Genomic DNA, 12,039 nt, shown 5'->3' on the forward strand with positions numbered 1-12,039 from the left:
CGCGTCCTCGGCGGCCTCGGGTGAGGCCGTCGCCCTACAACTGACCCACATCCGTGACCCGCACCACCGCGCGTCCCTCCTCGTCGGAGGCGGCCAGATCCACCTCCGCCGAGATGCCCCAGTCGTGATCACCGTTCGGGTCGGCGAAAGTCTGCCGCACCTTCCACAGCCCGTGCTCGGCATCCTCCTGGATCTGCAGCAGCTTCGGGCCGCGGGCGTCCGGACCCGTGCCCAGCTCTTCGTACTCGTCCCAGTAGGCGTCCATCGCGTCGCCCCAGGCGTCCGCGTCCCAGCCGGACTCGGCGTCCATCTCGCCGAGCTCCTCGACCTTGTCCAGCGCCGCCAGCTCCACCCGCCGGAACATCGCGTTGCGCACCAGCACCCGGAACGCCCGCGCGTTGGCCGTGACCGGCCGGACCTGGTCGGCGCGCTCCTGCGCCTGGTCCGCGGTCTCCTCCTCGGGGTTGGCGAGCTGCTCCCACTCGTCCAGCAGGCTGGAGTCGACCTGCCGCACCATCTCGCCGAGCCAGGCGATGATGTCCTCGAAGTCCTCGGACTTCAGATCGTCCGGCACGGTGTGGTCCAGCGCCTTGAACGCGCTCGCCAGGTAGCGCAGCACGATGCCCTCGGTGCGCGCCAGCTCGTAGAAGGACGTGAACTCCGTGAAGGTCATGGCGCGTTCGTACATATCGCGGATGACCGACTTCGGCGACAGCGGATGGTCGCCGACCCAGGGGTGGCTCTTGCGGTACAGCCCGTAGGCGTGGAAGAGCAGCTCTTCCAGCGGCTTGGGGTACTCGACGTCCATGAGCCGTTCCATGCGCTCTTCGTACTCGACGCCGTCGGCCTTCATCTGGGCCACGGCCTCGCCCTTGGCCTTGTTCTGCTGGGCGGCCAGGATCTGCCGGGGATCGTCCAGCGTGGACTCCACGACCGAGACCATGTCCAGTGCGTACGACGGCGACTCGGGGTCGAGGAGGTCGAAGGCGGCCAGCGCGAAGGTCGACAGTGGCTGGTTGAGCGCGAAGTCCTGCTGGAGGTCGACGGTCAGCCGTACGATCCGGCCCTCCGCGTCCGGCTCGGCGAGCGGCTCGACGATCCCGCCGTCCACCAGCGACCGGTAGATCGCGATGGCCCGCCGGATGTGCCTGAGCTGGTTCTTGCGCGGCTCGTGGTTGTCCTCCAGGAGCTTGCGCATCGCGTCGAAGGCGTTGCCCGGCCGGGCGATGACCGACAGCAGCATCGTGTGCGTCACCCTGAAGCGGGAGGTCAGCGGCTCGGGGTCGGAGGCGATGAGCTTCTCGAAGGTGTTCTCACCCCAGTTGACGAAGCCCTCCGGCGCCTTCTTGCGTACGACCTTGCGGCGCTTCTTGGGATCGTCGCCCGCCTTCGCCAGCGCCTTCTCGTTCTCCACGACATGCTCGGGAGCCTGCGCGACCACGAAGCCCGCGGTGTCGAAACCGGCCCGGCCGGCGCGGCCCGCGATCTGATGGAACTCCCGCGCCCGCAGCGTCCGCACCCGCGACCCGTCGTACTTCGTCAGCGCGGTGAACAGCACCGTACGGATCGGCACGTTGACGCCCACGCCGAGCGTGTCCGTACCGCAGATCACCTTCAACAGGCCCGCCTGCGCGAGCTTTTCGACGAGCCGGCGGTACTTCGGCAGCATGCCGGCGTGGTGTACGCCGATGCCGTGGCGGACGTAGCGCGAGAGGTTCCGGCCGAACTTGGTGGTGAACCGGAAGTTGCCGATGAGCTGGGCGATCTCGTCCTTCTCGGCGCGTGTGCACATGTTGATGCTCATCAGCGCCTGGGCCCGCTCCACGGCGGTGGCCTGGGTGAAGTGCACGATGTAGACGGGGGACTGGCGGGTCTCCAGCAGCTCGGTCAGTGTCTCCGTCATCGCCGTGGTCCGGTACTCGTACGACAGCGGCACCGGTCGGGTCGCCGAGCGCACCACCGTCGTCGGCTTCCCCGTGCGCCGGGTCAGGTCCTCCTCGAAGCGCGACATGTCGCCGAGCGTCGCCGACATCAGGACGAACTGCGCCTGCGGCAGCTCCAGCAGGGGGATCTGCCAGGCCCAGCCGCGGTCCGGCTCGGCGTAGAAGTGGAACTCGTCCATCACGACCTGGCCGATGTCCGCGTCCTTGCCGTCCCGCAGCGCTATCGAGGCGAGGACCTCGGCGGTGCAGCAGATGACCGGCGCGTCGGCGTTGACCGATGCGTCGCCGGTGAGCATGCCGACGTTCTCGGTGCCGAACAGCTTGCACAGATCGAAGAACTTCTCCGACACCAGCGCCTTGATGGGCGCGGTGTAGAAGGTGACCTGGTCGTTGGCGAGAGCGGTGAAGTGCGCGCCGGCCGCCACCAGGCTCTTGCCGGAGCCGGTGGGGGTGGACAGGATGACGTTCGCTCCCGACACCACCTCGATCAGCGCCTCCTCCTGGGCAGGGTAGAGCGAGATGCCCTGCTGCTCGGCCCAGCCCGAAAAGGCTTCGAAGAGGGCATCGGGGTCGGCGTCGTTCGGCAGATGATCGATGAGGGTCACGCCCCCATACTGCCTGCCTCCGGCCCGGATCTGGGAACCGGCGACCGGAGGAGGGGTCTGCCGAAGATCGCCGAGGCGGAGCGGTGGCCGTGCCGGTGCCGCGCTCGCCTGTCCCAGCCACCGGCCGGATCGCCCCAGAATGCCACTTCTTCCATTCTGACCTGCGGAAACGTGGGCGTACGGGGCTGTAGGCGGGTGCCTGGTCGCCGGAGTGGACGGCACCTTGGCGCGGGCGGGGAGGGCTCTTTGCGGGGCGCGGTGGCCGTCGGCGGCAGCGGCACTCGCGAAGGCATCCGCGCAATGCCTTCACATTCCGTACATGACCGCGGACGGATTGTGGTTGCCGCTGGTCCCCGCGGTGCGGGGTGGAGGCCGGGACGTGGTGGAGATCACTCGGCGCGGGTCGGGTGTGGCGTCCCGGGCGGGATCGCCACCGGGTGGGGGAGGCCGGATCGAGGCGGGTGGGCAATGGCACCCGAACGGGGGTCGGGGGTCGGGTCACCCGGTCCTCGTACGGAGATCATCTGACGCTACGCTGAGTCGCCGACCGGGCGTCAGAGGCGCGGTCACCGAGGGCGCGACGCACACGGACACGCGACGCGGCGGAACAAGGGGTGGGAACGACCATGATGGGACCGGCGCACTCGCTGTCCGGGGCTGCGGCCTGGCTGGGGGTGGGCGCGGTGGCCGCGGCCACCGACCATCCGATGCCCTGGCCGGTGCTCGTCTGCGGAGCGCTGATCTGTGCCGGAGCGGCGCTCGCCCCGGACCTCGACCACAAGTCCGCGACCATCTCGCGGGCGTTCGGGCCGCTGTCGCGGATCCTGTGCGAGGTGGTCGACGCCCTCTCGCACGCGGTCTACAAGGCGACCAAGATGCGCGGCGACTCCCACCGCAACGGGGGGCACCGCACGCTCACCCACACCTGGGTGTGGGCCGTGCTGGTCGGCGGCGGGATGTCGCTGCTGGCGATGCAGGGCGGCCGCTGGGCCGTGCTCGGCATCCTCTTCGTCCATATGGTGCTGGCCATCGAGGGGCTGCTGTGGCGGGCCGCCCGGGTCTCCAGCGATGTGCTGGTGTGGCTGCTGGGCGCCGCCTCGGCCTGGATCCTGGCCGGCGTGCTCGACCAGCCGGGCAACGGCGCGAGCTGGCTGTTCACCGAACCGGGGCAGCAGTACCTGTGGCTGGGCCTGCCGATCGTGCTCGGCGCGCTGGTCCATGACATCGGCGACGCGCTGACCGTCTCGGGGTGCCCCGTGCTGTGGCCCATCCCGATAGGCCGCAAGCGCTGGTACCCGATCGGGCCGCCGAAGGCCATGCGCTTCAAGGCCGGCAGCTGGGTGGAACTGAAGGTGCTGATGCCGGTGTTCATGGTGCTGGGCGGGATCGGCGCCCTGGGCGCGCTCGGCTATATCTGACGGACGCGCCGCGGCCGGCTCCGTACCGGCCGCGCCGCACCCCCGGCCCTCGTGGACCCGGCCCTTCGTATCACCCGTGCCAGGACCGCCACAGCGCCGCGTACGCCCCCTCGGCCGCGACCAGTTCCTCGTGGCTGCCCAGTTCGCTGATGCGGCCGTCCTCGACGACGGCGATCACATCGGCGTCGTGGGCGGTGTGCAGACGGTGGGCGATGGCCACCACCGTGCGGCCGTCCAGCACCCTGCCCAGGGAGCGTTCGAGGTGGCGGGCCGCCCGTGGGTCGAGGAGCGAGGTCGCCTCGTCGAGGACCAGCGTGTGCGGGTCGGCGAGCACCAGGCGGGCCAGGGCGATCTGCTGGGCCTGGGCGGGGGTGAGGGTGTGGCCGCCCGATCCGACCTCCGTGTCGAGGCCGTCGTCCAGGGCCCGGGCCCATGCGTCCGCGTCCACCGCGCCGAGCGCCGCCCAGAGTTCGGCGTCGGCCGCTCCCGTGCGTGCCAGCTGGAGGTTGTCGCGCAGTGAGCCCACGAAGACGTGGTGCTCCTGATTGACCAGGGCCACCTGCTCGCGGACCCGCTCGGCCGGCATCGCGGAGAGCTCCGCCCCGCCCAGCGTGACGCTGCCCCGGCGGGGAGCGTAGATCCCGGCCAGCAGCCGGCCCAGTGTCGATTTGCCGGCGCCGGACGGTCCGACCAGCGCCAGCCGGCTCCCCGGACGGATCCGCAGCGACACCTCGCGCAGTACGTCGACGCCGGCGCGGTAGCCGAAGGTCACGTCGTCGGCATGGACGTCACGGCCCTCGGGGGACCGCCCGGTGTCCGCCGCCTCCGGTTCGATCTCGCGGACGCCGACGAGCCGGGCGATGGACACCTGGGCCACCTGGAGCTCGTCGTACCAGCGCAGGATCATGCCGACCGGCTCGATCATCATCTGCGCGAGCAGCGCCCCCGTCGTCAGCTGTCCCGGGGTCATCCAGCCCTGGATGACGAAGGCCCCGCCGAGCAGCAGCACCGCGCCCAGGAGCAGTACATGCGTCAGGTCGATGACGGGGAAGAGCACCGAGCGCAGGAAGAGCGTGTAGCGCTCCCACTGGGTCCAGGAGCGGATGCGGTCTTCCGAGAGGGCGATACGGCGCTCGCCCAGGCGGTGGGCCTCGATGGTGCGGCCGGCGTCGACGGACTCGGTGAGCACGGCGGAGACCGCGGCGTATCCGGCGGCCTCCGAACGGTAGGCGCTCGGCGCCCGCTTGAAGTACCAGCGGCAGCCCAGGACCAGCGGCGGCAGCGCGATCACCACGGACAGCGCGAGCGGCGGCGCGGTGACCGTGAGCCCGCCGAGCAGCAGCCCCACCCACACCACGCCGATGGACAGCTGCGGTACGGCCTCGCGCATCGCGCTGGAGAGCCGGTCGATGTCCGTGGTGATCCGCGACAGCAGATCGCCGGTCCCGGCCCGCTCCAGGACGCCCGGCGGCAGCGCCACGGACCGTACGAGGAAGTCCTCGCGCAGATCCGCCAGCATCCGTTCGCCCAGCATCGCACCGCGGAGGCGCACCATGCGGACGAAGGCCGTCTGGACGGCCAGGGCGAGCGCGAACAGGGCGAGGGTGCGCCCGAGTTGGAGGTCACGGCTGCCCGCGGCCAGCTTCTCGACGACGCCGCCGAGCAGATACGGGCCGGCCATGGAGGCGATGACCGCGGCGGCGTTCACGGCCACCAGCACCGTGAACTCCCGGCGGTGGCGGCGGATCAGGCCGCGCACGTAGCCGCGTACGGTCGCCGGTGAGCCGACCGGCAGGGTGGTGAGCGTCTGCGGGGCGTCCGGATCGTGCTCCGGCGGCGCCAGGCCGATCATGCGGTCTCCTCGATCTGGTCGATCCGGTGGGTGCGGTGGGGTTGGTCGATCCGGTCGACCCGGCCGGCCCGCAGCGCCGGCTCGGTGTCGGTCTCGCGGGTGACGACGGCGCGGTAGGCGGGGTGGCCGTGCAGCAGTTCGCGGTGGGTGGCCTCGGCGACGACCGTGCCGTCGCGGAGGAAGGCGACCTGGTCGGCCCGGTCCAGCAGGAGCGGGCTGGAGGTGAGGACCACTGTGGTGCGGCCCGTTCTGATCTTCCGCAGGCCGTCGGCGATCCGCGCCTCGGTGTGCGCGTCGACCGCGCTGGTCGGCTCGTCGAGCACCAGCACCTCAGGGTCGGTGACCAGCGACCTGGCCAGTGCCAGCCGCTGCCGCTGGCCGCCGGACAGCGATCTGCCGCGTTCGGTGATGTGGGTGCGCATGGGGTCGTCGGAGTCGTCGACGGACGCCTGCGCGAGCGCGGTCAGCACGTCGGCGCACTGGGCCGCGTCGAGCGCCTCGGCGGCGGGCACCTGCCCGGAGGACGGTACGTCGAGCAGCTCGCCGAGGGTGCCGGAGAGCAGCATCGGGTCCTTGTCCTGGACGAGTACGGCTCGGCGGGCGGCGTCGCGCGGCAGGTCGTCCAGCGGGGCGCCGCCGAGGACGACGGACGGCGGGGCGGTGCCCTCCACCCGGTCGGTGCCGTCCTCGTCGGTCTGCGGGGGATGGCCGCCGAGGCGTTCGGCGAGCCGGCCCGCGGCGTCGGGGTCGCCGCAGACGACCGCGGTCAGCCGGCCGGCCGGGGCGGTCAGGCCGCTGACCGGGTCGTGCAGATCGCCGGTGGGCGCCGCCCCGTGTCCGGAGGTCCGTCCGTCGGCCGGCCGGCTCTGTGCCAGTACGCGGGCCGTGCGCTTCGCCGACGGCCGGGCGAAGGAGAAGGCCTGGGCGATCTCCTCGAAGTGCCGCAGCGGGAAGAGGAGGAAGGTGACCGCGCTGTAGATCGTGACGAGTTCGCCCACGGCGACCGCGCCGTCGAGGGCGAGCCGGGCGCCGTACCAGACCACCGCGATCAGCAGCAGCCCCGGCAGCACCACCTGGACGGCCGAGATCAGCGCCCACATCCGGGCGCTGCGCACGGCGGCCTCGCGGACCTCCTGGGAGGCGCTGCGGTAGCGGCCGAGGAACAGCTCCTCGCCGCCGATGCCGCGCAGTACGCGCAGTCCGGCGACGGTGTCGGAGGCCAGCTCGGTGGCCCGGCCGGCCTTCTCGCGCTGTGCGTCGGCGCGCCGGGTGGCGGGCGGCAGCAGCGGCAGTACGGCCAGCGCCAGTACGGGAACACCGAGGGCCACCAGTACACCGAGCTGCGGCTGGCGGACGACCAGGGCCAGCGAGACGCCGACCGCGGTCACCGCCGCCGCGCCGAACCGGGAGATCGCCTCGACGAACCAGCCGATCTTCTCCAGATCGCCGGTGCTGACGGCGACGATCTCGCCGGCCGCCACCCGCCGGGTCATGGCCGACCCCAGCTCCGTGGTCTTGCGGGCGAGCAGTTGCTGCATCCGGGCGACGGTGGTGATCCAGTTGGTGACGGCGGCGCGGTGCAGCATCGTGCCGCCGAGCGCGATCAGCGCGCCCAGCACCACGACCAGGCCGCCGGACAGGGCGAGTCGGCCGCCGTCGCGGTCCACCACGGCCTGCACGGCCAGGCCCACCGGCAGCGGGAACGAGGCGATGGCGCCGAAGTTCACCAGCCCCCACAAGAGGGCCTTGAACTGCCCGCCGAGCTGCTGTTTGTAGAGCCACAGGAGGAAGGCGCCGCCCGTACGGACGTCCGGGAAGCCCGGGTCGGGGTGCGGAAGATCGCGAATATGCATGATGTCCCAGGCGAAGTCGTGGTGGGGGGCGGCAGAGCGCCGTCCCGGCAGGCGAAATGCCCCTCTCGCCCGTCTCGTCTGGCGGCGGAGGTTCTGGAAGATTGGCCCGCGGCGTGGGCCGTTTTCAAACGGTTTTTCCGCTGCGGTCATATGATTCGGACAATCGTGTGGGAAGCCGTGCGCGGCGGACGGGCGCTGAACGGTCGTCAGGCTCGCGGTGCGACCATGGGGCCATGCGGACTTCGGGCGGTGCGGTGCGGAGCGCGGCGGTGGCCGCGGCGGGGTTGGTTCTTCTGGCGGGCTGCGGCGGCGGTCCGGGCGGCCGGCACTCGGACGGCACGGACGACGCGGGGAAGGGGCGGCGTCCGGGCGGCCCGGCGCACGGGGCGTCCACCACCACCCACCTCAAGGAGGTTCCCGGGATCGGCACGGCCCTGCGGTCGCGGATCCCCGCCGCCTCGCGTCAGGTCGTCGCGGTCTACGGCGAGGGCGCCGACTCCGCGAACTCCACCGTCGTCCTCTACGAGAAGGACGCCGGGGGGTGGGACCGCAAGGCGACTTGGACGGCGCACAACGGACGGCGCGGCTGGACGGCGGACCACCACGAAGGCGACAAGCGCAGCCCCGTCGGCGTCTTCACGCTGACCGACGCGGGCGGGGTGCTCGCCGACCCCGGCGCCAAGCTGCCCTATACGCACTCATCGGCGTTCACCCCGCCGCCGTACTGGGACAAGAGCACCCGGCACGACTTCGACTATGTCGTCGCGATCAACTACAACCGCGTCAAGGGCACCTCCCCGCTGGATCCGACCCGGCCCCAGGGGCAGTCCAAGGGCGGCGGGATCTGGCTGCACGGGGACCACGGCGGCGGGACCTCCGCCTGTGTCAGCGTGCCGAAGGCCGCGATGCAGACGCTGCTGCGCGCCCTGGATCCGGCGCGGCACCCTGTCGTCGTCATGGGTGACAAGGTGCGTCTGGCGGGCTGAGGGGCGTGGTGGAGGCCCGGCGCGGCGGGCGGAATGCGTGCATCACGGCCGGTGTCGAGCAAAAGCGTACGGGCCACGCGATTCGCCTTGGGTCAAGCTCCAAGATTTTCCCGGAAGTCGCCTCGGACCTTTCGTGGTGAACGGCAGGCGGCCATAGTGACGGATCGCGGAAGTCCACTTCCGCATAACAGAATTCGTCCTTGGAGGAGTGCCCGTGCCGCACGCCACCGCAACCGTCGCCCGCCGCGCAGGCCGCCTCCTGCGCACCAGCCTGTTCGCCCAGGTACTCATCGCCCTGGTCCTCGGTGTCCTCGTCGGACGCCTGTGGCCGCAGGCGGGCCCCTCGCTCCAGCCGCTCGGTGACGGCTTCGTCCGTCTGATCAAGGCGATGATCGCCCCGCTCGTCTTCTGCGTCGTCGTCACCGGCATCACCAAGGCGGGTGACCTCAAGGCCTTCGGGCGCATCGGCGTCAAGGCCCTGATCTGGTTCGAGGTGGCGACCACCCTCGCGCTCGGCATCGGGCTGGTCGCCGCCAATGTCTTCGCGCCCGGCGCCGGGATGCACGTCGATCCCGCGTCCCTGGACAAGGGCGCGGTGGATGCCAGGACGGGCGGTGGACATCTGCCCTCCACCAGCCAGTTCGTCCTGGAGTCGCTGCCGAACAGCGCGGTCGGCGCGTTCGCCGAGAACTCGCTGCTGCAGGTCCTGGTGCTGGCCTGTCTGGTCGGTGCGGCGCTGCTGCACCTCGGGCAGAAGAAGGTACCGCAGCTCCTGCCGCTGATCGAGCAGGCACAGGACGTCGTGTTCACCGTCGTCGGCTACGTCATGAGGCTCGCCCCGCTCGCGGTCTTCGGCGCCACCGCCCACCTCGTCGGGGAGTACGGCCTGGGGGCGATGTCGACGTACGGCAAGCTGATCGCGGTCTGCTACGGCGTCGCGCTGGCCTTCCTGGTGCTGCTCGGCCTGGCGCTCAAGGCCGTCACCGGGCTGAGCCTGTGGAGGTTCGTCCGCTACACCCGTGAGGAACTGCTGCTGGCGCTCGGCACCGGCTCCAGCGAGACCGTGATGCCGCGGATGATGCAGAAGCTGCGGGCCGCCGGCTGCCGGGACGACGCGGTGGGGCTGGTGCTGCCGACCGGATACTCGTTCAACCTGGACGGCGCCTCGATCTACCTCTCCATCGGCACGCTCTTCATCGCGCAGGCCGTCGGCGTCGATCTCTCGCTCGGCCAGCAGATCACCGTCGTCCTGGTGCTGATGCTGACCAGCAAGGGCATGGCGGGGGTGCCGGGTTCGGCCTTCCTGGCGCTGTCGGCGACCGCCTCGGCGCTGGGCGTCATCCCGGCCGCCGCGGTCGCCCTGCTGCTCGGCGTGGACCGGATCATGGACTCGATGCGGGTGGCCACCAACCTGCTCGGCAACTGCGTCGCGGTGTTCGCGGTGTCCCGCTGGGAGGGCGCGCTGGACCGGGTGACGGCGAAGCGGGTCCTCAGCGGCGAGCCGCAGCCGGCGGTCGCGGAGGCCTCGGAACAGCGGCCCCCGCGGCCGGCCGAGGAGCCGGGCGCGGCGCCCGTCACGGCCTCCGACGGCTGATGCCGAGGAGCCCCGGCCGTGGGGCGCAGGTCCGCGGCCGGGGCCCTTCGAACCGCCCCTACTCCTCCGGCTTCTGCGAGTCCATCCCCGGCCGGTACTTCTTCCACAGCCCGCGGGTGAAGTCGGGAATCTCCTGCGGGGCGCCGTTGGCCTTGATGGACGCGTCGCTCAGCGGCACCGGCGCCGTCCACGTCGCCCCGTCATAGACGTCGAAGTCCGGTACGAGGCCCAGCCGCATGCACTGCATCAGCCGGAAGACCAGCATGTAGTCCATACCGCCGTGTCCCCCGGGCGGGTTCGCGTGCTCCTTCCAGAGCCAGTGGTCCCACTCCGCGTACCGCGCGAAGTCGCCCCACTCGTCGTTGTTCTGGTCCGGCTCCAGGTAGATCCGCTCGGGGTAGTCCTCGAAGACGCCCTTGGTGCCGCCGAGGCTGTTGATGCGGCTGTAGGGGTGCGGGGTGGAGACATCGTGCTCCAGGCGGATCACCCGCCCCTTGGCGGTCTGCACGAGGCTGATCGTCCGGTCGCTCTCGATGTAGGACTCCTTCCAGCTCGGGTCGTTCGCCGGCATGTGCTCCTTGCGGTACGCGGCGAGGCCGAGGGCGGGGGTGCCGAAGCTGGAAATGCGCACGGCGCGGTCGCCGCGGTTGACGTCCATGTAGTTGGCGACCGGGCCGAACCCGTGGTTGGGGTAGAGGTCGCCGCGCAGCCGGGTGTGCCACAGCCGGCGCCACGGTCCCTCGTAGTACTTCGGGTCGAACATCAGGCCGCGCAGATCGTGGTTGTACGCGCCCGCCCCGTGCAGCAGCTCGCCGAAGAGGCCCGCGTGCGCCATCCGCAGCACCCGCATCTCGTTTCTGCCGTAGCAGCAGTTCTCCAGCTGCATGCAGTGTCTGCGGGTCCGTTCGGAGAGGTCGACCAGGGCCCAGAGCTGGTCCAGGCGCAGGGAGAGGGGGCACTCGACGCCGACGTGCTTGCCGTTGAGCATCGCCGTCTTGGCCATCTCGAAGTGCCAGTCCCAGGGCGTGGCCACGTAGACGAAGTCGATGTCGCCGCGCTTGCAGAGGTTTTCGAAGTCGTGGTCGCCGTTGGTGTAGACGGCGGGCGCGGGCTGCCCCGCGGCGGTGACCTTCTTGGCGGCCTTGGCGGTCTTCTCCTTCACCGGGTCGCACAGGGCGACGACCCGTACGCCCGGCACCGCGAGGAAGAGGTCGATCATGCCGCCGCCGCGGTTGCCGAGGCCGATGATGCCGACGCGTACGGTGGACCGTCCTTCGAACGGCACCCCGATCATGGTCTTGCCCTTGGCCGCGGGGGCCGTGCCGGCCGCCGAGGCGGGACCGGCCGCCGTGGGCGTGGCCGCCGTGGCGGACCCGGCCGCCAGTCCGCCGAGGCCCAGCCCGGCGCCCGCGGCACCGGCGGTCCACAGGACCGAACGGCGGCTGGGGCCCGCCTCGTTGTGGTCGTGGTGCTGCGCTTGTGCCTCGTTCATCGATCCTCCAGGGAGCGGTGGTGCGCCGGGGCAGGTGAACCTCGGTCAGGACCATGTCGGCCGGGAGGCGGTGGCACAAGAGGGCCGATTGGACTCTTGATACGACACACTTGGACTCTTTTCGCGATGCCGGGCAGGTGTCCGGGCGCTGCCGCGGTCGCGTGGTGCCGCTGCGCGGGTCTTCTTGCTGCAACACCGCCCGCCACCCCGTCGGCATCTTTCGCAAGTCGCTGAAAAGCCTTGCGGAAAGGGTTGACGTGTTCACGAGGTAAACGGCAGGCTCCGATACGGAAACC

Annotated in this window: 7 protein-coding genes; 3 read left to right on the forward strand and 4 right to left on the reverse strand. The window is 71.3% G+C overall.

Annotated elements, in window-relative coordinates; genetic code table 11:
• Positions 1-34 precede the first annotated feature (34 nt).
• The gene (locus tag WAB15_RS34530; RefSeq protein ID WP_407288667.1) at positions 35-2,548 is read right to left on the reverse strand and encodes a DEAD/DEAH box helicase; all 2,514 of its coding nucleotides are present in this window, start codon (positions 2,546-2,548) and stop codon (positions 35-37) included.
• Between the two features lie 626 nt (positions 2,549-3,174).
• Between WAB15_RS34530 and WAB15_RS34535 the strand changes: the two genes are divergently transcribed.
• Positions 3,175-3,966: a metal-dependent hydrolase gene (locus WAB15_RS34535; RefSeq protein ID WP_407289346.1), complete on the forward strand. Its 792-nt coding sequence runs from the start codon at positions 3,175-3,177 to the stop codon at positions 3,964-3,966.
• Positions 3,967-4,036: 70 nt separating this feature from the next.
• On the opposite strand, the gene WAB15_RS34540 is transcribed toward WAB15_RS34535, so the two are convergent.
• Positions 4,037-5,818 carry an ABC transporter ATP-binding protein gene (locus WAB15_RS34540; protein ID WP_407288668.1) on the reverse strand — a complete coding sequence of 594 codons (1,782 nt, stop codon included), beginning with the start codon at positions 5,816-5,818 and terminating at the stop codon, positions 4,037-4,039.
• Entirely contained in the window at positions 5,815-7,671 is a 1,857-nt protein-coding gene (locus WAB15_RS34545; protein WP_407288669.1) for an ABC transporter transmembrane domain-containing protein, read from the reverse strand. The genes WAB15_RS34540 and WAB15_RS34545 overlap by 4 nt, the downstream gene beginning before the upstream one ends.
• A gap of 233 nt (positions 7,672-7,904) precedes the next feature.
• Between WAB15_RS34545 and WAB15_RS34550 the strand changes: the two genes are divergently transcribed.
• Together WAB15_RS34550 and WAB15_RS34555 are read left to right on the forward strand one after the other, a co-directional pair.
• Positions 7,905-8,657: a L,D-transpeptidase family protein gene (locus tag WAB15_RS34550; protein ID WP_407288670.1), complete on the forward strand. Its 753-nt coding sequence runs from the start codon at positions 7,905-7,907 to the stop codon at positions 8,655-8,657.
• A 214-nt stretch (positions 8,658-8,871) separates the two neighbouring features.
• Positions 8,872-10,251: a cation:dicarboxylate symporter family transporter gene (locus tag WAB15_RS34555; protein ID WP_407288671.1), complete on the forward strand. Its 1,380-nt coding sequence runs from the start codon at positions 8,872-8,874 to the stop codon at positions 10,249-10,251.
• Positions 10,252-10,309: 58 nt separating this feature from the next.
• Here WAB15_RS34555 and WAB15_RS34560 read toward each other — a convergent pair whose 3' ends face one another.
• A complete protein-coding gene (locus WAB15_RS34560; RefSeq protein WP_407288672.1) occupies positions 10,310-11,743 on the reverse strand; it encodes a Gfo/Idh/MocA family protein in 1,434 nt (477 codons plus the stop codon).
• Positions 11,744-12,039: the final 296 nt, after the last annotated feature.

It is taken from the genome of Streptomyces sirii (assembly GCF_045690365.1).
In the GTDB taxonomy this organism is placed as follows: Bacteria; Actinomycetota; Actinomycetes; order Streptomycetales; family Streptomycetaceae; genus Streptomyces; species Streptomyces sirii.